At 62.1% G+C, this 22212-nt stretch carries 21 protein-coding genes and 3 tRNA genes; 16 read left to right on the top strand and 8 right to left on the bottom strand.

Annotation, left to right across the window (positions count from 1 at the left end; translation table 11 throughout):
• The first annotated feature begins 201 nt into the window (after positions 1-201).
• The 6 genes from DA1_RS31265 (at position 202) to DA1_RS09055 (ending at position 3827) form a co-directional block, all read left to right on the top strand.
• Complete coding sequence (locus tag DA1_RS31265; RefSeq protein WP_034392016.1) at positions 202-714, top strand: hypothetical protein; 513 nt, start codon at positions 202-204, stop codon at positions 712-714.
• A gap of 8 nt (positions 715-722) precedes the next feature.
• Entirely contained in the window at positions 723-1025 is a 303-nt protein-coding gene (locus DA1_RS09070) for a hypothetical protein (protein ID WP_034392018.1), read from the top strand.
• Positions 1022-1636 carry a lysozyme gene (locus DA1_RS09065; protein ID WP_034392019.1) on the top strand — a complete coding sequence of 205 codons (615 nt, stop codon included), beginning with the start codon at positions 1022-1024 and terminating at the stop codon, positions 1634-1636. Before DA1_RS09070 ends, DA1_RS09065 begins: the two co-directional genes overlap by 4 nt.
• Positions 1633-2163 (top strand): DUF2514 family protein, encoded by a 531-nt coding sequence (locus DA1_RS09060; protein ID WP_034392021.1) that lies wholly within the window; start codon positions 1633-1635, stop codon positions 2161-2163. The genes DA1_RS09065 and DA1_RS09060 overlap by 4 nt, the downstream gene beginning before the upstream one ends.
• A gap of 157 nt (positions 2164-2320) precedes the next feature.
• On the top strand, positions 2321-3040 hold the full coding sequence (locus DA1_RS30310) for a HEPN domain-containing protein (RefSeq protein ID WP_155294200.1): 720 nt from the start codon (positions 2321-2323) through the stop codon (positions 3038-3040).
• Positions 3041-3482: 442 nt separating this feature from the next.
• The gene (locus tag DA1_RS09055) at positions 3483-3827 is read left to right on the top strand and encodes a hypothetical protein (RefSeq protein WP_230590750.1); all 345 of its coding nucleotides are present in this window, start codon (positions 3483-3485) and stop codon (positions 3825-3827) included.
• Between the two features lie 233 nt (positions 3828-4060).
• Here DA1_RS09055 and DA1_RS29535 read toward each other — a convergent pair whose 3' ends face one another.
• The 3 genes from DA1_RS29535 to DA1_RS09045 all read right to left on the bottom strand — a co-directional run bounded on the left by DA1_RS29535 (position 4061) and on the right by DA1_RS09045 (position 7000).
• On the bottom strand, positions 4061-4876 hold the full coding sequence (locus DA1_RS29535; RefSeq protein WP_080736833.1) for a hypothetical protein: 816 nt from the start codon (positions 4874-4876) through the stop codon (positions 4061-4063).
• A gap of 384 nt (positions 4877-5260) precedes the next feature.
• A complete protein-coding gene (locus DA1_RS09050; RefSeq protein WP_034392025.1) occupies positions 5261-6547 on the bottom strand; it encodes a Y-family DNA polymerase in 1287 nt (428 codons plus the stop codon).
• A 9-nt stretch (positions 6548-6556) separates the two neighbouring features.
• Entirely contained in the window at positions 6557-7000 is a 444-nt protein-coding gene (locus DA1_RS09045; RefSeq protein ID WP_034392027.1) for a LexA family protein, read from the bottom strand.
• A gap of 310 nt (positions 7001-7310) precedes the next feature.
• Here DA1_RS09045 and DA1_RS09040 point away from each other — a divergent pair, with 310 nt between their 5' ends.
• The 9 genes from DA1_RS09040 (at position 7311) to DA1_RS09000 (ending at position 17627) form a co-directional block, all read left to right on the top strand.
• Positions 7311-9206, top strand: coding sequence for a SurA N-terminal domain-containing protein (locus DA1_RS09040; RefSeq protein ID WP_034392029.1), 1896 nt, complete (start codon positions 7311-7313; stop codon positions 9204-9206).
• Between the two features lie 74 nt (positions 9207-9280).
• A tRNA-His gene (locus DA1_RS09035) sits at positions 9281-9356 on the top strand.
• A 255-nt stretch (positions 9357-9611) separates the two neighbouring features.
• Positions 9612-9687: transfer RNA gene (locus DA1_RS09030), tRNA-His, on the top strand.
• 450 nt (positions 9688-10137) lie between these two features.
• A complete protein-coding gene (locus tag DA1_RS09025) occupies positions 10138-10650 on the top strand; it encodes a GspH/FimT family pseudopilin (RefSeq protein WP_034392031.1) in 513 nt (170 codons plus the stop codon).
• Between the two features lie 23 nt (positions 10651-10673).
• Positions 10674-11195, top strand: coding sequence for a type IV pilus modification protein PilV (gene pilV / locus DA1_RS09020; protein ID WP_224986021.1), 522 nt, complete (start codon positions 10674-10676; stop codon positions 11193-11195).
• Complete coding sequence (locus DA1_RS09015; RefSeq protein ID WP_230590751.1) at positions 11158-12018, top strand: prepilin-type N-terminal cleavage/methylation domain-containing protein; 861 nt, start codon at positions 11158-11160, stop codon at positions 12016-12018. Before pilV ends, DA1_RS09015 begins: the two co-directional genes overlap by 38 nt.
• Entirely contained in the window at positions 12015-12608 is a 594-nt protein-coding gene (locus DA1_RS09010) for a pilus assembly PilX family protein (protein WP_034392036.1), read from the top strand. The genes DA1_RS09015 and DA1_RS09010 overlap by 4 nt, the downstream gene beginning before the upstream one ends.
• A gap of 46 nt (positions 12609-12654) precedes the next feature.
• The gene (locus DA1_RS09005) at positions 12655-17133 is read left to right on the top strand and encodes a pilus assembly protein (RefSeq protein ID WP_230590752.1); all 4479 of its coding nucleotides are present in this window, start codon (positions 12655-12657) and stop codon (positions 17131-17133) included.
• Between the two features lie 80 nt (positions 17134-17213).
• Positions 17214-17627, top strand: a complete 414-nt coding sequence (locus DA1_RS09000; RefSeq protein ID WP_174549377.1) for a type IV pilin protein — start codon at positions 17214-17216, stop codon at positions 17625-17627.
• Positions 17628-17647: 20 nt separating this feature from the next.
• On the opposite strand, the gene DA1_RS08995 is transcribed toward DA1_RS09000, so the two are convergent.
• From DA1_RS08995 to ycaC, 4 genes are all read right to left on the bottom strand, one after another.
• Positions 17648-17986, bottom strand: a complete 339-nt coding sequence (locus DA1_RS08995) for a hypothetical protein (RefSeq protein WP_051940630.1) — start codon at positions 17984-17986, stop codon at positions 17648-17650.
• A 541-nt stretch (positions 17987-18527) separates the two neighbouring features.
• Entirely contained in the window at positions 18528-18866 is a 339-nt protein-coding gene (locus DA1_RS08990) for a hypothetical protein (RefSeq protein ID WP_051940634.1), read from the bottom strand.
• Positions 18867-19289: 423 nt separating this feature from the next.
• Positions 19290-19979: a hydrolase gene (locus DA1_RS08985; RefSeq protein WP_013803115.1), complete on the bottom strand. Its 690-nt coding sequence runs from the start codon at positions 19977-19979 to the stop codon at positions 19290-19292.
• Between the two features lie 10 nt (positions 19980-19989).
• On the bottom strand, positions 19990-20616 hold the full coding sequence (ycaC, locus tag DA1_RS08980) for an isochorismate family cysteine hydrolase YcaC (protein ID WP_034392043.1): 627 nt from the start codon (positions 20614-20616) through the stop codon (positions 19990-19992).
• A gap of 132 nt (positions 20617-20748) precedes the next feature.
• On the opposite strand from ycaC, the gene DA1_RS08975 reads away from it, so the two are divergent.
• Positions 20749-21651, top strand: coding sequence for a LysR family transcriptional regulator (locus tag DA1_RS08975; RefSeq protein WP_016445413.1), 903 nt, complete (start codon positions 20749-20751; stop codon positions 21649-21651).
• 428 nt (positions 21652-22079) lie between these two features.
• Here the strand turns inward: DA1_RS08975 and DA1_RS08970 are convergent.
• Positions 22080-22156: transfer RNA gene (locus DA1_RS08970), tRNA-Arg, on the bottom strand.
• Positions 22157-22212 lie beyond the last annotated feature (56 nt).

The raw sequence follows: 22212 nt of genomic DNA, 5'->3' as shown, positions 1-22212 counted from the left end.
CCAGGGCGGGTTTGGCGGATCCGGTGGCGCTATTGGGGTTGCAGGAGCGAATGGCGAAAACGCATCCAGCGGAGGAACTGGTGCGACAGGCTCTGTCCCTGGGAGTCCGCCCGCTGCAGCTGGCTACTACCTCGACGGTAGCGCATACGTCACCTGGCTCGCAACCGGCACGCGCCTCGGCCGCGTTATTTGAGGATCAGCATGTACATCAACACCGAAACCGGGCAATACCCGCTGAGCGTTGCTCAGATCCAGGAGCTGCACCCGCTCACGATGATGGCCCAGCATCTGGAGTGCTATGCGCTCGTTGAGCCATCGGATGCGCCCGCTTACGACGCGGACACGCAAAAGCCCGTCGAGATCGAGCCTATGGAAATCGACGGCGTGTGGCGGCAGCAGTGGTCCGTCGTGCCGCTGTCCGAAGAGGAGTTGGCCGAGCTGCAGCGCCTACGCGATGAGGCTGCGGCCGCGCTGATCCCCAAGTCCTGCACGCGCCGGCAGGGGCGTCTTGCCCTTCTTGCATTCGGGATGCTCGATGAAGCCGAGGCGGCCATTGCGGCGATCACGGACCCAGTGCAAAAGCGTGAGGCTCAAATTGAGTACGAGGCCGACACCTGGGAGCGTGGCAACCCGTTTCTTGCAGGTCTTTGGGCGCAGCTTGGAGGCACTCCCCAATCCCTGGACGAGGCCTTTGTTTTGGCGGCAACGCTTTAGGAGTGCCCATGCAGGACGACTATGGAAACGCAATCACTCCGAACACGGCGCGGACCATCAATGCGCGGTTGGACGAGGGGGATGCGCGCATGACGCGCATCGAGGCAGAGCTGCGCGCAAACACCGAGGCCACGGAAAAGGTTCGTGTCAACACGGCCGAAATGGTGGAGTTCTTCGCCGCCGCGCAGGGCGCTTTCAAGGTGCTCAACTGGATCGGCAAGGTGGCCAAACCCATCACCTACATCGTGATGATGGCCAGCGCAGGCTTGGCCTTCTGGAAGGCGCTGACCATTGGCGGAGGTGGCCGATGAACGAGATATTGCGTAATCGACTGCTGGCTACGGCCGCCGGCTTGGCAGCCACCGCTGCCGGTGGTTATGTCGCCACGCAGGAGACCAGGCCCAGCGCTGCCGTGACGCTGGCCCGCGAGATCGGGCTGCACTACGAGAGCAGCGGCCGGCATATCGGCACGCCTTACGTTGACCGCCTGGGCAAGGGCCAGCCGCTGACAGTTTGCGCGGGCGTCACAGGCACCGAAGTTGTGGCGGGGCGCTACTACAAGCCCGAGGACTGCGAGCGCCTGGAGCGACCCAAATACCGTGAGGCCGAGCGCCTGGCGCGCCGCGCCCTGCGGAACTGGGACAGCTACAACGTGTGGGTGCAGGCCAGCTTTATCGATATGGCCTACAACGTGCCCTCGGCGCTGGCACCTGACACGACGGTCATGCGGCTGGCGAACGCCGGGCAACTCGATGCTGCATGCCTGCAGATGCCTCGATGGGTCCACGGCACCGTGAACGGCGTGCCCACGCGGCTGCCTGGCCTTGTTGATCGCCGCGATGCCACCCGCGAGCTGTGCGCACAGTGGGGCAGGGACGGGCATTTCAGCGCAGCGCTGGTCGCGGTACGGGCGGCACCATGATCGCCGGTCTCAAGGCCTATGCGTGGCAGTCGCTGGCCCTGGTGCTGGCGGCGTTGCTTGCATGGCAGGCCCTGGGGCGGCTTGCCGCCGAGCGCGATGCCGCGCAGGCGCGTAGCGAGATGGCCAGCGATCGCGAGGCAGCCGCTACGGCGGCGCTACTGGCGTCAGAGCGATACCGAAAACTGGAAGGCACCTACCGTGAAAATCTCGACAACGTCACCCGTGATGCGCACCAGGCGCAGGCGCGCGCTGCAGTGGACGCTGCTGCTGCCCGCGCTGCTGCTGGCCGGCTGCGCGGCGACCTCGCCGACTACATCACGGCCCACCGTGCCGCCGCTCAGGCTCGCGCCGCTGCCGGACAGTGCGCGCCAGACACCGGCGCCCTCGATCTGCTCGCCGACCTGCAGCGCCGCGCTGATGAGCGAGCGGGAGAGCTGGCGCGCATTGCTGACGATGCCCGAGGCCGGGGTGGCGCCTGCGAGCGGGCCTACGATGCCGGCCGCGCGATGACCGAGGCGGCGCAGTAGGCTGCGAGCGGCTGAGGGCCACGCCGCTGACGCCGCGCTGATGCGGGAGGCTTGACCGAAGGTGGCGCGCTGACCGGCGTGTGTACCAGCTACGCGTGCAGCGATGGACCGCCAAAGATAACCATACTTTCAGATGCCTACGCTAAGATATGTAAATATGGACCTAAACAAAATACTTCAAAGTAGGCAAAACCGTTCAGAACGGCTTGGGCGGCCATTCAAGATTTTTTATGAATCGTTCGCTCAATGCGCTAAGGCGGGCGAGCTTATTTTGGAAGGGGAGCTGAATACCGAGGTGGCAAACTTACTTGAACGGTCGGCAGTTATCACGACTGTGACAAGTATTGAGGTGTATTATAAAGACTTGCTATCGCTCATTTTTAAGAGCTGTGAACCATCCTTCTTTGAGCCTCACCTTAAGCAATTGCATTCTGAGAAGTATGATGTCGCCGAAATCTTAGAATTCTACGAACACAATGTGCATCCACTGGACATTGTACTAGCCTCTCAGTCCTTTCAGAATATTGACCGAATTGACAGAGTGTTTTCGAAGTTTCTCCCCAAAGGCGGATTGTGGAGTAACGTGATCGGCATGCAAATTCGATTAAAAGATCAGCCTGGGACAGAATCAACGTTCGAGGAAAGCTCTTTGACTAAACTGAAAATGCTTTTCGATTTGCGGCATGAGTTGGTACACGATCCGGTACGGCGCTCATTTTTTACCGAAGATACGCTTGATTGGATGTACTGCTCAGCTCATATGGTTGCAGGGACCGATATCTTACTGGGTCAATCGATCGTTTCAAATCTTAACCCTGACTTCAAACGAATGTTGGAGCAAAAAGAAGCCTTGCGGGAGAGCAATCTCATTCGCTGAGATTCGGTTGGTTTCTGTAAGATATTTGCTTGAATTCGCCGGGGGGGCGTCTCTCTCTTAGATTAACCACTGTCAGAGTTAGGTACGGCTGCTGTCCTCGCGCTGCTGGCGAGCCTGTTCGGCAACGCACTGCTGGTCAGGGCCTACCTGAGCCAGCGTGCACCGCCACAACAGAGCGCGCCAGCGTGGGCGAGATGACTCAGCAGCGAGACGGCACCCGCGACTTGGCTGCCGCCTGCAGCGATGCTGTCGATGACCTGCGGGAGTTGGCTGACCGGCGCAAGAGAGAGGGCGAAGCCGCGCGAGCCAACGCAGCAGCCCGAGCCTGGACACATTAACAGCGCGTCGACGAGATCCTGGCCGCGCTGCCGGCCGTTCTGAACGATACCTGTGCGAGCGCCCTGCACCGGGTGGACAACTGGCTGCAGGGGAGGTCGCAAAAGTGAGCGAAATTTATTCCCGGAAATATTCCAGCCGTTGGCCTGTGCTTGCGGCTGCCGTGCTGGCCCTGGCCGGGTGTCAGACCCCACCAGCACGCATCGAGCTGCAGCGGGTCAACGTGCCTGTGCCAGTGGCTTGCGTCGAGCCGGTGCCCGAGCGCCCGGCCAGGCAAACCGAGCAGCTGCGCCCAGGCGCCACGGTGGACCAATTCACGCAGGCAGCCCAGGCAGAGATTGAGCGGCGCGAGGCCTACGAAATCCGGCTGACCGCAGCCCTCGCGAACTGCCACCGCCCCATTTCTCCGAGCCTGCCGGCCGCAGGCACCACCACAGAGAGCCACCCATGACACAACACACCTGCGACTGCTAAGGCACCAACTGCTGCGCTACCGATGGCCGCCACTCGCGCGAATGCATCGTCGACGCTGGCGCGGTGCAGGGCTGGGTACCAACTTCTTCGGACTACGCGAACTGCGGGCCATCGCGTCAGCACGGGGGACGTCCAGCCTGTGATGTAGCAGTCTGGGAAAGATTGGATGTCGCCGCAAGTCCCGAGCCTGTATCAAATTAAGTTCTTGTGCTAAGTAATAACGTTAGGCAGTTGTGGAATTGGCTTGGGGGTTTGAAGATTGCCAGATTCGTTGTATGTTAGGAATGGAAAGGATGCGTTTCTAGATAATGCCTTTACATCTTCCCCTACTACGCGAATTAATTCATTCCGTAAATTTTTGTGCAAACTACACATTTCTGCATCAGCCTCCTTGATCGTTTTTTCCAGCGCTTCCAAGGCAGTGCCTAGCACAGGAATTTTCGAAAGCTCTGCAAGTAAGTAGTTATTGAGAAAGTTTAAAAGAAAATCCCACGCGCTGTTCATTGAGAAATATGAACCGTCTTTGGAGCGTTTTATTGTGGCGATCACCTTGCCGAGGGCGCGTAGCATCATAAGGCTATCCACTTCGCCACTATTTTGAATTTCTTCAAGTAGTTCAACTATCTCGTCGAAAAGTTGGGGTAGACGGCTTTCTTTTTTATAATGCTCAAATATTGAATCAAAATCAAAAGAAGCTTCTGGGTTTTGTTCAAAAGACCAAACATGTTCATCAAGTGCAACTTTTAGAGGTAAAAAGCCTCGCACAATATCATTTGGGGAACTGGTTCCTGACAAATAATTAGTTAGATGAGCAATTAAGGATGAAAGCCATTGGGGTATATCTTTTTTTGATAAAACAGCTTTCAAATCATTGGCGGTTCTTATGAGTGTTTCTGCTGCTTGTTTCTTCGCTTTTGGGTCGTTTCCAATCAATTCGCCAAGGAAATTATTTAATCCTACTTGAAGTGCACTATGTTTTTGCGTCAGTAGGCGAAGAAAAAACTGAAGACTGTCATTTGTACTCATCTAGTGATCCTGTTGATGACTAAAAACCGTTGTTTGGTTGATATTGTTCAAAATCTATCTATATCAGTTAGTGACCTTGACGAAGGCGGGCCGCAAACGTACAGCAGCAGTTCCCGAAGAAATTGTATGATAAACACGTATCCATCCATTGCATCTTAAAATGGTGCTCGCGAACGTTCTACAGACACTGGCCCGAGACCGCTGTAAATCAGGTCATTGTCTAGATCCCTCACAACAAACCATCCGGGCTCCACTTCATTTATGAAGTAATGCTCAGGCAGGCCGGGCAGGATCTGCACTTCTGGCGTTCCGAACCAACGGGGTATTGTGAGCAAAGTGGGATAAAGCTCAACTTCGAGAGACATTTTCATAACGATCTCCAGGTCAGGTTCGTGCGATGGGGATGTCGTGCAGGTCCGTGGTGTATCGGGGGGTGCGGCGGTCCTGGCGCATGCCCCAGCCGGCCACCTGCAATGCGCTGGCCACTCCCAACGTGCCCTTGCCATAGCGCTCGTTGAGTCGGTCCATGGCCTCCATGAGGGGGCTGTGGTCGCGTGCATAGACGTTAGGCTCATCGAGCAATGAGGCTTGCTGTATCGAAACAGGGGTGAGATCCAGCAGCATCACGCCGGCCTTCGAGAGCTGATAGCCGGGCTCGTAGATCTTGGCGATCCCGCGCGCTGCAGCACGCACCAGCAGCGCCGTGTCGCTGCTGGGCTGTGGGAGTTGGATGGTGGTGCTGCGGGCAAACCGTGGTCCGTCACGAAATGGGCTGGTATGCGCGAAAACATGCACGGCGCCGGCCCTGCTGTTCTGCGCACGCAGTTTCTCGGCAGCCCGCTGCGCGAATGTCGATACGGCCTCAATCAGCGGGGCGAGGTCAGTGACTGGTCTGCCGAATGAGCGCGTGCATGCAATTTGCTGCTTTGGCGGCGGCTCGTGCTCAAGACCCAAGCATGAAGTGCCTTGAAGCTCCCGCGCCGTGCGCTCAAGGACCACGCCGAAGTGTGAGCGCACCAGGGCCTGTGGTGCCTGAGCGAGATCCCATGCCGTATAAATCTGGTGATCCAAGAGGCGCATCTTGATTCGTCGGCCAACGCCCCAGACATCACCCACAGGCGTGCTTTCCAGCAATTCTCGAAGCTGTGCAGTTGGTAGCTCAGTGAGGTTGCACACCTGAGCCAGCTCCTTCGGGTAGCTGCCCGGCTTGCGCTCCGCGTCCTTGGCCACATGATTGGCAAGTTTCGCCAGAGTCTTCGTGGGGCCGATGCCGATGCACGTGGGGATGCCCACGCCCCGCAAGATGCGATCACGGATTGCCCATGATCTGCGTGTCACGTCGTGCACGCCAGCAAGGCCGATAAAGCATTCGTCGATGCTGTAAATCTCTTGTTCTGGCCCTAGGCCTGCGGCAAGGGACATCATGCGGTCGCTCATGTCTCCGTACAGCACGAAATTTGCGGACAGGGCGACAAGGCCTTGGTGGATGCGGTGCTTGATCTGAAAGAATGGCTCGCCCATCTTGATCCCGAGGGCCTTGGCTTCCTCCGACCGGGCAATGGCGCAGCCGTCGTTGTTGCTCAGGACAATTACAGGCAGGCCCTTGAGCGCCGGGCGGAACACGCGCTCGCAGCTCACGTAGAAATTGTTGCCGTCCAGCAGCGCGAACATGGCCTGATCTCACAATGAGCGGAACGACTTGACGGCGCACGTCACCACGCCCCAGATCTCCAGCTGTTGGCCTTCTTTCGCACGGATGTCTGGGTATGTGGGGTTCTCGGCGCGGAGCATCACCTGGTCATACCTGGCCCAGAATCTTTTGCATGTGAAGTCGCCATCAACTTCAGCCACAACGATGTCGCCATGCTGGGGGCGCAAGTACTTGTCCACCACCAACAGGTCGCCGTCGAAGATCCCTGCCCCAATCATCGAGTCGCCGCGGACGCGCAGCAGGAACGTGCACTGGGGATGCTTGACCATGATTTTGGCCAGATCGATGCGCGCACAACTGAAGTCTTCGGCGGGGCTGGGAAAGCCAGCGCGCACTGGGCTGTTGGGGGCCGGCAGCGGTGTTAGCGGCATGGTGACCGCAACTGGTTGTGAGGAGGTGATGAGGTGGGGCATGGCCGAATTCCTTGTGCTGTATAAATATACAGTAACCGGCGATCCCCTCAAGTCAGCGCGTTCCCGCGCTGTGGCGTATATGACCCGGCGAACCGGGAGGCTGATGTGCTGGAGAAAGTAGAATGTTTCGCTTCGACCTCTTAAAGCTGGTGGGACGAAGTTGGTAGACGCTGTAAGCTATTGATTTGTAATGGTGGAATTTTCCCTTACAAGGCGTAGGTCGGCGGTTCGACCCCGTCAGCACCCACCAAGAACAAAAGGCGAACGAAAGTTCGCCTTTTCTATTTCTGCCATTGAAAGACGACAGACCATGTTCGAATCCATCCGCAAGCATTCCAAGTTCGTGATGATCTTGTTGTTCTTGCTGATCATTCCCTCGTTCATCTTCGTGGGTGTGAACCAGAACTACTTCACAGAGTCCAGCGTCATCGTCGCACGTGTCGATGGTCATGAGATCAAGCAGGCCGACTGGGAGAACGCGCACCGCATGGAGAGTGATCGCCTGCGCGCCGAGAACCCCAACATCGACCCCAAGCTGCTGGACTCACCGCAGGCGCGCTACGCCACGCTGGAGAAGATGGTGCGTGACCAGGTGCTGGCCGCCGCCGTGCAGAAGATGCACCTGGCAGCGTCCGATGCGCAACTGGTGCGCACGCTGCAGGAGATCCCCGCGATTGCCGCGCTCAAGAAGCCTGACGGCTCGATGGATGCCGAGGCCTACCGTGCCCTGGTCGGATCTCAGGGCCTGACGCCTGAAGGCTTCGAGGCCAACCTGCGCCGCGAGCTGTCCATGAACCAGGTGATGGGTGGCGTGACGGGTACGGCCTTTGCGACCGACACCCAGGTCAAGCAGGCTATCGATGCGCTGTACCAGCGCCGCGAAGTGCAGGTGGCCCGCTTTGAAGCCAGCGCCTACGCCAGCAAGGTCCAGCCCACCGAGGCAGACCTCAAGGCCTACTACGATGCCCACACCAGCCAGTTCCAGCAATCGGAGCAGGCCAAGGTGGAATACCTGCTGCTGGACGTTCCCAGCATCGAGGCCGGCATCACGCTGAGCGAAGACGATGTGCGTTCCTACTACAACCAGAACGCCGAGCGCCTGGCCGGCCCCGAAGAGCGCCGTGCCAGCCACATCCTGATCAATGCAAGCAAGGATGCGCCTGCTGCCGAGCAGGAAAAAGCCAAGGCCAAGGCCGAGGAACTGCTGGCCGAGCTGCGCAAGGACCCCAAGCGCTTCGCCGAACTGGCCAAGGCCAATTCGCAGGACGGTGGCTCCGCTGCATCGGGTGGCGATCTGGGCTACTTCGGCCGCGGTGCCATGGTCAAGCCCTTCGAGGACGCAGCCTTCGGCATGAAGGTCGGCGACATCAGCGACGTGGTGCACAGCGACTTCGGCTACCACATCATCTCGCTGGTGGACATCAAGAAGCCCAAGGCTCCGAGCTTCGAGCAGATGCGTCCCAAGCTGGAAGCCGAACTCAAGCAGCAGCAGGCCCAGCGCAAGTTCGCCGAACTGGCGGAAGGTTTCTCCAATGCCGTCTACGAACAGTCGGACAGCCTGCAGCCCGTGGCCGAGAAGTTCAAGCTCACCGTGCAAAAGGCAGACCATGTGACGCGCCAGCCCGGCCCCAACGTCAAGGGCCCCCTGGCCAATCCACGCTTCCTGGAAGCGTTGTTCTCCAGCGATTCGCTGAACAACAAGCGCAACACCGATGCGGTGGAGCTGGGTTCCAACCAGTTGGTGGCCGGCCGTGTGGTGGAGTACACGCCTGCCCGCACGCTGCCCATGGCCGAGGTCGGCGACAAGCTGCGCACCCTGTACGTGGCGCAAAAGTCCGCCGAACTGGCCAAGGCCGATGGCGAGGCCAAGCTCGCCGCATGGAAGGCCAAGCCTGATGCGGCGCAACTGCCTGCCGCCAAGGTGATCAGCCGTGACCAGCCCGAAGGCCTGTCGCGCGAAGTGGTGGATGCCGCCCTGCGCGCACCGACCGCTCAGCTGCCTGCCTGGACTGGTGTTGACATGGGTGCCCAAGGCTATGCCGTGGTCAAGATCAACCGCATCGTCGAGCGCCCGGCCGATGATGCACAGGCTGCTGCCGCGCAGAAGCAGGACTTCCTGCGAAGCTCTGCGGTCGCAGAAGCTATGGCATACTACGAGCTTCTCAAGAAACAGCTCAAGGTGCAGATCAAGGTCCCGCGCCCCTGATGAGAGAAATTTCTAGCAAAACAGAAATTTCAGAAATCAAGCAGTTTTTTGGAATAGAATAGCGTTCTTCTACGGTGGCTGTAGCTCAGTTGGTAGAGTCCAGGATTGTGATTCCTGTTGTCGTGGGTTCGAGCCCCATCAGCCACCCCAAATAAAAAGATCCCCAGAGCAGAAATGCTCTGGGGATTTTTGCTTTGGGCGGCAGGGGGACTGGTTGTCCCCGAAAGCTCCAGGGACGCCGGGCAAGGTTCCTGCCGGCTGCGGCTGCATGGAGGATGGCGGCATCATGCCCGTTGCCCGCGTCCCCCGATGCGCCTTTGTTCCTGCTGCTCCCGATCCGTCACGTAACGCCTGTTCCAAAGCATTTGCCTGCTGGTTTTTGGCATATAATCGAATGCTTCAACGGTGGCTGTAGCTCAGTTGGTAGAGTCCAGGATTGTGATTCCTGTTGTCGTGGGTTCGAGCCCCATCAGCCACCCCAAATAAAAAGATCCCCAGAGCAGAAATGCTCTGGGGATTTTTGCTTTGGGCGAAAACTTTTTCTTCCTCGGGCTGCAAGCAGACGGGATATTCGCATGGCCAATCGCGCTGCGGCTGGATTGCGGCCGCTCATGCTGCCGTGGATTTTCAGGCGCTTGATGCGAGGCCTGCCTGCCTGACTTCGGGATCTGCCGTATCGCCACCGTGGCCATGCCCGTCGCGCGGGCCGTTCCGCCGAGCTTGCGTGCGCGGACGGCGGGCCGGGCTTGCTGGATGGGGTGTTGCGCTCTGCGCAGGTTTTTATAAGACAAGTCCTATATTTGTCCCATGACCTGTGTCAATAGGTGTTTTGCATTGCCATTGAATTACGATTGCAAACATCAATCAAGAGCAATGGCGCAGGGCTTTCAGGCCTGTCGCATGGTCCCCCGCCAACGAGAAGCACGCTTGCATGAAAAATCCCGGTTACACACGCAACGGCTGTCCAGGTGGCAGGTGGCAACGGCCCCGTGGCTTCACCCTCATCGAGATGATGGTCGTGGTGGCGCTGATCGCGATTCTGGCCGCTCTGGCCGCTCCTTCCTTCATCGTCCAAATAGCCAACCAGCGCGTCAGCTCGGCTGCGCTCGAGTTGCAGTCGTTGCTGCAGCTGGCTCGCTCCGAAGCGGTCTACAAACGGGTGGAAAGCAGCTTCGTGGGCACGGGGCAGACATGGTCCGCCAAGTCGGGGGGGCAACTGGTGCGCGAGGCCTGGGTGCCTGATGCCGTGACCGTGTCGCCCTCCGGTGATTCTTCCCAGGGCGTCCTGTTCGAAACCACGGGGACCGCCAGGCAGTTCTCCGGCGCCAGCACGCTGTACACGCTGACCGTCACGGCTCGCCATGCCACGCGCATGCACTGCCTGAGAGTGACTCGCGCCGGGCTTGTGCGCCAGCAGCGGCTGCCTGCCGGCGGCAGTTGCTGATGCGCATGCAACGGGTCTGCAACATGTCCATTCCTTTTTCTTCTCGCAGGCAACGCGGCGCAGGCCTTATCGAGGTACTCGTCGCCGTGCTGCTGGTGGCCGTGGGGCTGCTGGGCGCCGTGCGCATCCATGTGCGTGCCATTGAATACACCGTGGATACCGAGCGGCGCCAGATGGCATCCATGCTGGCTTCCGAACTGCTGGAGACCCTGCGGGGGGATACGGCCACGGTCCTGGACGCGAAGGGTGTGCCCGTGGAGGAACTGGCCGGCTATCAGAAGCTGCAGGGGGCCGCGATGCCCGCGGCCCCTGCGGCCTGCCAGCCTTTGCCGCAGCCGCGGGCGCAGCGCCTGGCCTGCTGGGGCGAGCGGGCCCGCAAGCTGGTGCCCGATCTCACCGCGGACCACATCGACACCTCCTTCGCCGTGAGCGCCGATGCCGATGGCCTGGTGTCCGTGACGGTGGCCTGGCCGGTCAAGAAAGGCCAATGTCTGGATGGAAGCGACAATGAATTTTGCACATTCACGCTGCGGTCGCGGCTTTGAGCACGGGCCGGACGCACGGGCGTGCCGCATGCGCATGCCGTCACAGGCGGGCATGTCCCTGGTGGAGATTATGGTGGCGCTGGCCATCGGCCTGTTCCTCGTGCTGATTGCCACCACCATCTACATGCAGGGGCTGTCGAGCTTCGGTTTTCGCGTGGGGCAGAGCGAGAACCTCGGCAACAGCCGGCTGGCGCTGGCCGTGCTGGACTCCGAGTTCTCCAAGGCAGGCTACAGGAGAGACCCTTCGCAGGCGATGTTCGACGCATTTCCTGCCGATTCCTCGCCCCATCCCAACGGCTGCCAGTTCGCCCAGGGACAGGCGCTCTACGCGGCTGACGCGCAGAGCATCTGCCTTCGCTTCCAGCCCCGGGACGCTGCGGAAACCGATTGTGCGGGCACGCCCGCGAACCTGGGAGCCGCCGGCCCCTATGACGCTCCGGCGCCGGCGACCGGCATGTTCGCGGAGAAATACACCGTTGAAAGTGGTGTGCTGGTCTGCCGGGCAGCGCAGGAGGTTGTGCCGCTCGCCGATGGCGTGCGGGCGGTGCATTTCGAGTTCGGCATCGATCGGCAGACAGCGCCCGGCGCGATACGCAGGGTCGATGCCTTCGCGGCCACGTTGCCCGGGCAGCAGGAAACCATCCGTTCCCTGCGCCTTGCCCTCTTGCTGGAAAGCTCCGGCAAGGTGACGCAGGGCATGGCCTCCACCGTCTGCGAGCGTTGGGCGCAACTGGGCGGCGCCGCGGCCCGATGCGATGCGAATGCCGGCCCCCTGCTGCAACTGGCCACCAGCACGCTTACCCTGAGGAATCTGATGCCATGACCGCGCTGATCGGAGCCCGGAGCCGCCGCTGCATGTCCTGTGTCCTGCACGGGCGCCAGCGCGGCAATGCCTTGCTGGTGTCCATGATCATGCTGCTGCTTGTGTTGTTGCTGGCGGTGGTCGGCATGCGCGTGGCCACGCTGGAGGCGCGCATCGCTGCCAACATGGTGGATAGCCAGCGGCTGTATGAAACCGCGGATGGCACGCTGCGAGAAGGCGAGCGCAAGCTGCTGGAGCATGCCGTCGCACTCAAGCCCTGCAATGGCGCCGGCACTCCGGTGGCCGAGGGCAGCGGCATTCCCTGCTCGGTGTCCGACGTGCGTACGGACTCCATCGGGCTCGGTACGGATTTTCGTACGACCAAGGCCAAGGCGGCCGGGTTTCAGAAGCCCGATGGGTACTGGTATCCCCGATACATCACGACCGCCTGTCCCAAGTCGGGTAGTGCGACGTCCGCGCTGGATGCACCCGCCACCGGCTGCACGGACTTCTATGAGGTCAATGCCCAGGCCACGGAAAAGTCGCAGGCCCAGGCCTGCGGAGCGGATGCGCTGTGCCTGCGGTCCAGCGTCAACATGTTCATAAAGTAAGCAGGGGGAGGGAGCTTCAATGGCTCGCATTGCAAGTTGGAAAACCATGCATGGCCCGAGGGCGCGCCAGGGCCGGGCACGCGCGTGGCCGGCCCTGGCGCTGTGGACGTGCGCACTGGCACTGGCCAGTACGCCGGCGCATGCCCAGGGGCGTGCGGACACCGTGCTGTCCCAGATGCCGCTGTTCGTGAACCAGGCGCTGGCGCCCTTGAACATGCTGGTGATGGGGCGTGACCACAAGCTGTACTACGAGGCCTACAACGATGCCTCCGACCTCAACGGCGACGGTGTGATCGATGTCGGGTACAAGCCGGACCAGATCGACTACTACGGCTACTTCAACAACAACGTCTGCTACAGCTATTCCAAGGGTGTTTTCGTGCCCTCGCAGGCAGCGACCGGAAGCAACAGGAAAAAGTGCTCGAACAACTGGAGCGGCGACTTCCTGAACTATCTGGGCACATCGCGCATGGACGCCATACGCCGCGTACTCTATGGCGGCATGCGTGCGGAGGACACGGCTTCGCGCACCGTTTTGCAGACCGCCTACATTCCCAGGGATGCGCACAGCTGGGGCAAGGCCTATGACCCTGCGCGGGATGCCAAGGTCTACAGCATTTCGGACTATGCGCCGCTGCGCTCGCCGGCGGTCGGCACGCGCCATCTGTTTGCCGTCACCACGCTGGGGGAGGCCGCTGGCGTCATCACCCAGTTGCGCGTGCTCAATGACTCCTCGTTCCAGATCTGGGATTGGGTGTCCCAGGAGGGCTTTGCAGGGCAGAGCAACTGTGCAGGCGGCAATTCGTGCGCGCGAGGCAGCAGCAGGATCACCGACTACAACCTGCTTGTGGAGGCCTGCTCCAGCAGCAATGTCCAGTTGCTCGAGGCCAGCTGCAAGGCCTATCCCAACGGCGGCAAGACCATCTACAAGCCCACGGGGCTGCTGCACGACTTCGGAGAGAACGGGAAGATGTACTTCGGCCTGCTCACAGGCTCGTACGAGAAAAACATCGCCGGCGGCGTGCTGCGCCGCAATATCAGCAATTTCGCAGACGAAGTCGACCCTCAGACGGGCCAGTTCAGGACGGGTGTCAATGGCGTGGTCGCCAACATAGACCGCCAGCGCCTGATAGGCTACACCGGCGGCAAATACGTGGAATGCGGCTGGATCACGTCCGGCCCCATCAGTTCGCTGGACAAGCCTTCGAAGTGCGCCATGTGGGGCAACCCCATCAGCGAGATGATGTTCGAGACCATGCGCTATTTCGGCGGCGCATCCCAGGCCCTCGGCATCTATGACTACGCCGGCGGCTCCTCCAAGGATGCGTCCCTGGGTCTGTCCAAGCCCGCCTGGGAAACGCCCTACAGGGCCAAGGCCGAAGGCGGGGGCGGCTACCAGTACTGCTCCCGTCCCGTCATGACGGTGCTCAGCGACATCAATCCCTCCTACGACGGCAAGCTGCCCGGCAGCCGCTACGCGAGCGTCAGTGCCAGCGCCCTCAATGGCTTCAATGTCTCTGACGAGGTGGCGGCCATCGGCTCGGCCGAGCGCATAGACGGGAAGAACTTCTTCATCGGCCAGTCAACGTCGGCCAATGCCGACCAGGCTCCTTCGGTCAAGACCATTGCAGACCTGTCCTGGGCGCGCGGCCTGTCTCCCGAGGAGCCCAGCAAGGAAGGCACCTACTATGCCGCCGGTGTGGCCCGTTTCGGCGCCAGGAATGCCATGTTCGGCAACAGCCAGGGCAAGAATGCGCTGAGGACCTACTCCGTGGCCATTGCGTCACCGCTGCCGGAAATACGCTTTCCGATCGGCGGCAAACGCTTTGTGACCATTGCGCCGTTTGCCAAGACCGTCTCCGGCAGTGCCGGCGGCAGCACCGTGAACAATGCGGTCTTCACGCCGACCAACCAGATCGTCGACTACTACGTGGTCAACATTGCCAACACGGGCAAGGCGGACATCGATGCCTCGGTCAATGGCGGGCGGCCCTATGCGGAGTTCCGCATCAACTACGAGGACGTGGAGCAGGGCGCCGACCATGACATGGACGCCATCGCGCGCTACACGGTCGCGCTGCAGGCCGATGGCAAGGTGAAGATCGACATGGTGTCCGAATACGCCGCTGGCGGCCTGGGACAGCACATGGGCTATGTGATCTCGGGCACCACCAAGGACGGCATGTACCTGGAGGTGCGTGACAAGGACACGGCCTCGGCCTACTACGCCTACAACACGCCACCCAATCGCGATCCGGGCTACTGCCGGGGCAGCATCTCGGCCCAGCAGCGCACGGAATGCACGAACCTGGGACTCACGGCCACCCGCAGCTTCACTCCCGGCAATGCGACCGACGCGGGCAGCTTCCTGAAGGGACCGCTGTGGTATGCCGCCAAGTACGGTGTGCCGGACCGCGACCCCTCCAAGATCACGGGAGATCCGGACAACTATTTTCTGGTGACCAATGCCGGCACGCTCAAGGACCAATTGACCAAGGCGTTCAACGACATCCTGCAGAGCATCAGTTCCGTGACGGCGGTCAGCGTGGACATGCCCACTGCGACACTGGGCGAAGGCGCCGACCTGTACCGGACCACGTTCGAGGTCCAGTACTGGAGCGGCGATGTCATCCGCGAGAAGCTCACCACCAGCGACAGAACGCTGGTGTGGAGCGCGGCGGAACTCCTGTCGGCGCGGTCCGCCGATGACCGCAAGATCTACTATCCCAGCAGGACCGGCAGTGCCGTGTCGCTGAGCCCTTTCACGTACTCCAGTCTCAGCGGGCAGCGCTCCGATGCGTCCTGGCTGGCCGTGCTCAACACGGACCCGGCCACGAACTCCGCCGATGGCCAGGCAAAAAAGCGCATCGAGTTCCTGCGTGGCGAGGTGCGCGATGACTTGCGCGTGCGCAAGCCCCTGGACAGTGGAAAGCCCAATGTGCTGGGCGATATCGTCAATTCCTCGCTGGTACGGGTCAAGGGCGGCCTGTACCGCGCCTCTGCCGCGGACAAGCTGGAGGGCAGCACCACCTATGCCGCCTTTGCCGCGAAACAGGCGACCAAGGAGATGCTGTATGTGGGCGCCAACGACGGCATGCTGCACGCCTTCGACGCGGCATCGGGCAAGGAGGAGTTCGCCTTCATTCCATCGGGCGTGAAGGATTCGCTCAATGTCCTGGCGTCCCGGTATGGCGCGGGCGGCGCTCCCCACCGCTACTTCGTGGACGGGACGCCCGTGGTCTCGGATGTCTACTTCGGCAACGCCTGGCACAGGGTGCTGGTCGGCAGCCTGGGTGCGGGCGGGCGGCAGGTCTTTGCGCTGGACGTCACGGACCCCACCTCCCCCCGGTTGCTGTGGGAGTTCGGGGTTGAACAGGACGAACGCATGGGTTACTCGATGCCCGCGCCTGTCGTTGCGCGGCTCAACGATGCCGGCCGGTCCAAGGGCAGGTGGGTGGTATTCCTGTCCAATGGCTACCAGGCGTCGAACAGCGCCTCCGGCGAGTCCAGCCTGTTTGTGCTGGATGTCTCCAGTGGCGAGGTCATCCGGCGCTTTGATTTCGCGGCAGGCATGACGGCCGCAGAGCTGAGCGCGCTGCCTGCGCCGAAAAACGGCCTGTCGCGCGCCGCCGTGGTGGACAACAACGGCGATGGCAAGGTGGACGTGGCCTATGCCGGTGATCTTGCGGGCAATGTATGGCGCGTAGACCTGGCCAGTGGTGCCAGCGGCTCATGGAATGCGCAACTGTTCTTTGTGGCACGTGAGTCCGAACGCAGCGGCGGCAAGCGGCTGTCCATCACCACCGCACCCTACGTGGTGCGGCACTCCAGCGGCAAGGGCGATGTGGTGGCCTTCGGCACGGGCCGCTTCATGACGGATGACGACAAGCTGGACATGCGCCGGCAATCGGTGTTCGGTATCTGGGATCGCTACGGCACACCCGCCACGACTGCGCCGCAGCCGCTGCCTACCGCCGGCAAGGGGCGCGGGGATCTGCAGGCCCAGCAGTTCACCCAGGTGAGCGGCTTTCCGGGCAAGTTCGCCCTGTCGGCCAACCCGGTCACCTGGTACAAGGACGCCACCAGCACCGCCGACTCCAATGTGCACAGCTGGGGCTGGTACGTCGATCTGCCGCGCGATGGAGAAAGACTGGTCTACGACATGAGCCTGTACGGGCGGGGTCTGGTGTTCACCTCCATCCGGCCACCGCTGGGCGACCCCTGCTCCGCAGGCCTGGCCAGCACGATCTACGCCATCGATCCCGACACCGGGGGCAAGACCGACTATGTCGCCTTCGATGTGAACGGCGACGGCATCTTCAACGCCTCCGACAACCTGGCAGGCCAGCAGGTCAACGGCCGCGAGGTGGGGCCGGGCAGGCCCACCATCAGCGGCGCGAAGATCTTCGACTCCAGCGGAAAGCAAAGCGGGGCGGGAGACCCAGTCAAGACCGGGGGCGACGATATCAACAGCGGAGTGGACCGGGGGCGACAGAGCTGGCGCCGCCAGCCAGCGAACCCGTGACCGCCATCCCATCCACTACACACAGGGGCCTGCCGGCCCCGGCCGTCTGGCTGGCCCTGCGGGCCCCCAAGGAGAAATGCGTGCGCAGCAAGCTACATGGATTCACGCTGATCGAGCTGATGATCACGGTGGCGGTGGTCGCCATTCTTTCGGCGATCGCCTACCCCTCCTACCAGGAATACGTGCTGCGATCGCGGCGCGTGGAAGCGCAAAGCCTGCTGGGCGAGGCCGCCGCCCGGCAGGAGCGCTGGCGGGCCCAGAACGGCGGCTACACAAGCTCCGTCGCCAACCTCAGGCTGCCCTGGGGAGACAAGTCCGAGAACGGCCACTACACCCTGACGATGGCCACGACCGCCAATGACGGCGGCTACACGCTCAAGGCCACGCGCACAGGCCGCCAGGCATCGGACAGGCGCTGCGGCGACTACACCCTGAACGCCCTGGGCGTGAAGGGCATCTCGCCCCTGGGAACGGTGGGGGACTGCTGGCGCTGAGCGCCACCGGGGCCGGGGTCTCAGTCCTGCGCCTCATCCACAAATTCCACCATGGCCGCCGACACCTCGAACTGCTGCTGCACAAAGCCCAGCATGCGGTAGTAGGTGCTGTCGGTGCGGCCGTAGGCAAGCGCCCCCAGCCGAATGGCGGCCGCCGCCATGCTCCAGTGTTGGGTGAAGGCCTCGCGCTCCATGGGCCCCGCTGCGCGCAGGCGCCTGATGTGCTCCAGCGCCAGTTCCACGGCCAGCTCCACATCGGCATCGGTGCCGTCGTCGTCGTAGTTGGCGTTGTCGTGTTCGCCTGCCACGCGCACCAGGAATTCCAGGGATCGCTGCATGAAGGCCAGCGCGGTCCGCATGGTGCAGTGGGTCCTGCGATGCCTGCGGCAAGCCTTGGCTTTTCCCGCTTGGCGAGTGGTGAGGGAAGGGGGTGGTCGGGAAGCGGGTGAAGATGCGGTCATGGTTCTTGCTCCGGGCTCATTGAGCACCACACGCTGCCTTACGAAGGGCGACGGGTGGACGAGATGTTCGTAACACGTCCGGAGCCGTGCGGCCATCCTCGCGGGTAGGCCCATCTCGCCCGAAACCATGCAGGCTGGCGCGCACGGGCGCACCAGCCTCTTAAATTTGGGCATGACAAAACCCCGCTTGAAGGTGGGGGCTGCAACCTCTCCAGATAGGTGTTACGACACACCGGGCCTTTCGGCTTGGCGACAAGTGTAATGACTTCTGCCCCTGGCCTGGGAGACGCCGCAAGCCTGCAGTCCGGCTGACACACTCGCGAGGTGCCGGCGCGCCATCCGGCCCTGGACATGCGGCTTCAAGCAGGAAGGCATCTCGCCCTCGCCCTTGGGAACGGTGGAGGACTGCTGGCGCTGAGCGCCACCCGGGGCCGGGGTCTCAGTCCTGCGCCTCATCCACAAATTCCACCATGGCCGCCGATACGTCGAACTGCTGCTGCACAAAGCTCAGCATGCGGTAGTAGGTGCTGTCGGTGCGGCCGTAGGCAAGCGCCCCCAGCCGGATAGCGGCCGCCGCCATGTTCCAGTGTTGGGCGAAGGCCTCGCGCTCCATGGGCTCCGCTGCGCGCAGGCGCCTGATGTGCTCCAGCGCCAGTTCCACGGCCAGTTCCACATCGGCATCGGTGCCGTCGTCGTCGTAGTTGGCGTTGTCGTGTTCGCCTGCCACGCGCACCAGGAATTCCAGGGATCGCTGCATGAAGGCCAGCGCGGTCTGCATGGTGCAGTGGGTCCTGCGATGCCTGCGGCAAGCCTTGGCTTTTCCCGCTTGGCGAGTGGTGAGGGAAGGGGGTGGTTGGGAAGCGGGTGAAGATGCGGTCATCGCTTGGCTCCTACTGGATTCAAGGAAGCCACCCGCACCGCTTCGACACGAGACGGGTGGACGGGATGTTCGAAGCACGTCAGTAGCCGTGCGGGCGTCCTCACGGAGAGCCCCATCCCGCCCAAAACCGTTGGAAGGGGCGTGCACAGGCACGTCCGCCTCAGGAATTCGGGCATGACAGAACCCCGCTTGACGTTGGGGGTCGCAAACGCTACTGGTAAGGTGCTTCGACACACCGGGCCTTTCGGCTTGGCGACAAGTGTAATGACTTCTGCCCCTGGCCTGGGCAAGCGGCCTCGTACCCGTGCCGTGCTACCGCAGTCAGGTGCGTTGCGAATCCAGCTGCTCACCGTTCCTGGCCACTTCCTGCGCCTTGGAGTAGCTTTCGATCAGCAACTGGTACGGCGGGAAGACTGCGCTGTAGGCCTGCGCCCACTGCAACGCGTCCTCACGGTTCCAGGTCTTTTGCACCTCCGAGCACACCGCCGCCGTGTCCATCGGCACGACACCAGCCTGCACGATGCGCGCCAGCGTGATCTCCTGCGCCATTTTCGAGTAGGTCCCCGAGGCGTCGATCACCGCGAAGACCTGGTAGCCCTCGTGCACTGCGGCGATGCTGGGAAAGGCCATGCAGACGCTGGTGATCGTCCCCGCGATGATGAGCTGCCTGCGCCCAGTGGCCTTGACGGCAGCGACGAACTCCGGGTTGTCCCAGGCGTTGATCTCGCCCTTGCGCGCAACGTACCGGGCATGCGGGGCGTACTGGTGGATCTCGGGGATCAAGGGGCCGTTCGGACCCTGCGGCACCGATGCGGTGGTGATGACAGGGATCTTCGCCAGTGTCGCTACCTTGGCGAGTGTGGTGGCATTGGCACGCACCTCGGTGAAGGGCATGTCCTTGATGGTCTGGAACAGGCCGCTTTGATGGTCGATCAGCAGCATTGCCACATTGTCGGGATCGATGACCGGGCGGGCGCCGTTGAAGTTGGCGATGGTTTGGGGTGTGCTCACGGTCTTCTCCTCAATTGCCCTGGGTGAGCATGGTGTGGCTCGTGATCAGGTTGCGGTAGTCGGGGATGTGGTTGGAAAACAGAGTGCCCAGCCCCTGCACGTCGTTGCGCCAGTCGCGGTGCAGTTCGCAGGCAGCGCCGAACCAGCTCATCAGTTGCACGCCGGCCTGCGACATGCGATTCCACGCCGCATCGCGGGTGATGGGGTTGAAGGTGCCGGAGGCGTCAGTGATCACGAAGACGTCGAAGCCCTCCTCGATGGCCGACAGTGCGGGGAAGGCCACGCACACCTCGGTCACCACGCCGGCGATGATGAGTTGCTTCTTGCCCGTGGCCTTCACGGCCTTGACGAAGTCCTCGTTGTCCCAGGCGTTGATGTTGCCGGGCCGGGCGATGTAGGGCGCCTGGGGAAACTGGCTCTTGAGCTCCGGCACCAGCGGTCCGTTGGGGCCGTTCTCGAAGCTGGTCGTCAGGATGGTGGGCAGCTTGAAATAGCTGGCGATGTCGGCCAGCGCCAGCACGTTGTTCTTGAACTTGTCCGGGTCGATGTCGCGTACAAGGGATAGCAGGCCGGTCTGGTGGTCTACCAGCAGCACGGCGGCGTTGTCCTTGTCCAGGCGGACGTAGGGCTTGGTCATGGTGAATCTCCTTGGGTCGCCGAGACAAAGGTCTTGGCTGACGGATAGAGAATAGAATTCGAACGATGAACGCGGTAGTCGTTAATAATTGCCATCAGAGTCTTATCTGAGGAACGATGGAGACGGTGTGCAATGAAAGACCTGAACGACCTCTACTACTACGTGCAGGTGGTGGACCACGGCGGCTTTGCGCCCGCGGGCCGCGCGCTGGGGATGCCCAAATCCAAGCTGAGCCGTCGCATTGCGCAGCTGGAGGAGCGTCTCGGCACGCGCCTGATCCAGCGCTCCACGCGGCGATTTGCCGTCACCGAGACCGGCCAGACCTACTATGGCCACTGCAAGGCGATGCTGGTGGAGGCCGACGCCGCCGACGAGGCCATCGCGCTGACCCACGCCGAGCCGCGTGGCATCGTGCGCATGACCTGCCCGGTGGCGCTGCTCGATGCGCGCATCGCCGACATGCTGGCGGCCTTCATGGCCGCGTACCCGCGCGTGGAGATCCACCTCGAGGAAACCAACCGCCGCGTGGACGTGGTGGGCGAAGGAATCGACGTTGCCATCCGCGTGCGCCCGCCGCCGCTGGAGGACAGCGACCTGGTGATGCGCATGCTCGCCGAGCGCGGGCAATGTCTGGTGGCCTGCCCGCAGCTGTTGACAGGCGGCATCCCCCAGGTGCCCGCCGACCTGGCAGGCCTGCCGAGCATGGACCTGGGCCTGCCGCAGCACGAGCATGTGTGGCACCTGATCGGCCCGGACGGCACGCAGGCGGCCATCCGCCACCGGCCGCGCCTGGTCACGCGCGGCATGCTGGCGCTGCGCGCGGCGGCCTTGGCGGGGGTGGGCGTGGTGCAACTGCCCTCGATGATGGTGCGCGAGCAGATCGCGCGCGGTGAACTGGTCCACGTCATCCCGGGCTGGGCGCCACGGCGCGAGATCATCCATGCGGTGTTCGCCTCGCGGCGCGGGCTGCTGCCGGCCGTGCGGGCGCTGCTGGATTTCCTGGCAGAGCGGTTTGAGGCGCTGGACGAAGACTGAGCTGCCGGGAAGCCGACTGGCTACCACCCGGAGCTCCGTCTTCATCGTTGACAAATGAACGATCCGGCCGGGTGCCTGGATGTCTTCCACCTCCGGAAGCTGCTTTTCCAGAGCGACCAGATTTTCAATCAGTCGGGACCGTGCGATCACGCGGCTGTCGTGTTGCATCTGCGCCGAGCGGACGCCAGGAGACAGCTCTTGTGCGCCATCGATCCTGCCCGTAGAGCACGGCAATGTCCCGGTGCTTGCCGTTAGTCAGGCACGTAGTCAGGCACGTCGAACCCACGCCGGATGGCATCACGTCACGCGTGTATCGCGCCACCGGGGCGCCGTTGGACGACATCGAAAGCTAGGTGTACCTGAAGCCCGAGACCAGTGCGGGCCCTTGGACTTCTTTGGACGCATTGGGATTTCTTGGGATGCCAGGATGGCCTGCCCGGAGGGACTCGAACCCCCGACCTATTGCTTAGAAGGCAATTGCTCTATCCGGTTGAGCTACGGGCAGGTATGGCCGCTGACGGGCCAGCGCGGATCATACCCGCAATGGGCGGGCGCTCAGGG

Source organism: Delftia acidovorans NBRC 14950, from assembly GCF_001598795.1.
GTDB classification, from domain to species: domain Bacteria; phylum Pseudomonadota; class Gammaproteobacteria; order Burkholderiales; family Burkholderiaceae_C; genus Comamonas; species Comamonas acidovorans.
This window is presented reverse-complemented; position numbering and strand designations above follow the sequence as displayed.

Excerpts from the sequence above, each read along its gene's own strand:
- pilV (WP_224986021.1), top strand. The coding sequence starts at position 10,674 with ATGTCCATTCCTTTTTCTTCTCGCAGGCAACGCGGCGCAGGCCTTATC.
- DA1_RS29535 (WP_080736833.1), bottom strand. The coding sequence starts at position 4,876 with ATGAGTACAAATGACAGTCTTCAGTTTTTTCTTCGCCTACTGACGCAA.
- DA1_RS08990 (WP_051940634.1), bottom strand. The coding sequence starts at position 18,866 with ATGCAGACCGCGCTGGCCTTCATGCAGCGATCCCTGGAATTCCTGGTG.
- DA1_RS09005 (WP_230590752.1), top strand. The coding sequence starts at position 12,655 with ATGCATGGCCCGAGGGCGCGCCAGGGCCGGGCACGCGCGTGGCCGGCC.
- DA1_RS09060 (WP_034392021.1), top strand. The coding sequence starts at position 1,633 with ATGATCGCCGGTCTCAAGGCCTATGCGTGGCAGTCGCTGGCCCTGGTG.
- DA1_RS30310 (WP_155294200.1), top strand. The coding sequence starts at position 2,321 with ATGGACCTAAACAAAATACTTCAAAGTAGGCAAAACCGTTCAGAACGG.
- DA1_RS09010 (WP_034392036.1), top strand. The coding sequence starts at position 12,015 with ATGACCGCGCTGATCGGAGCCCGGAGCCGCCGCTGCATGTCCTGTGTC.
- DA1_RS09025 (WP_034392031.1), top strand. The coding sequence starts at position 10,138 with ATGAAAAATCCCGGTTACACACGCAACGGCTGTCCAGGTGGCAGGTGG.
- DA1_RS31265 (WP_034392016.1), top strand. The coding sequence starts at position 202 with ATGTACATCAACACCGAAACCGGGCAATACCCGCTGAGCGTTGCTCAG.
- DA1_RS08975 (WP_016445413.1), top strand. The coding sequence starts at position 20,749 with ATGAAAGACCTGAACGACCTCTACTACTACGTGCAGGTGGTGGACCAC.
- DA1_RS09070 (WP_034392018.1), top strand. The coding sequence starts at position 723 with ATGCAGGACGACTATGGAAACGCAATCACTCCGAACACGGCGCGGACC.
- DA1_RS09065 (WP_034392019.1), top strand. The coding sequence starts at position 1,022 with ATGAACGAGATATTGCGTAATCGACTGCTGGCTACGGCCGCCGGCTTG.
- DA1_RS09045 (WP_034392027.1), bottom strand. The coding sequence starts at position 7,000 with ATGCCCCACCTCATCACCTCCTCACAACCAGTTGCGGTCACCATGCCG.
- DA1_RS09015 (WP_230590751.1), top strand. The coding sequence starts at position 11,158 with ATGAATTTTGCACATTCACGCTGCGGTCGCGGCTTTGAGCACGGGCCG.
- DA1_RS09040 (WP_034392029.1), top strand. The coding sequence starts at position 7,311 with ATGTTCGAATCCATCCGCAAGCATTCCAAGTTCGTGATGATCTTGTTG.
- DA1_RS09050 (WP_034392025.1), bottom strand. The coding sequence starts at position 6,547 with ATGTTCGCGCTGCTGGACGGCAACAATTTCTACGTGAGCTGCGAGCGC.
- ycaC (WP_034392043.1), bottom strand. The coding sequence starts at position 20,616 with ATGACCAAGCCCTACGTCCGCCTGGACAAGGACAACGCCGCCGTGCTG.
- DA1_RS08995 (WP_051940630.1), bottom strand. The coding sequence starts at position 17,986 with ATGCGGACCGCGCTGGCCTTCATGCAGCGATCCCTGGAATTCCTGGTG.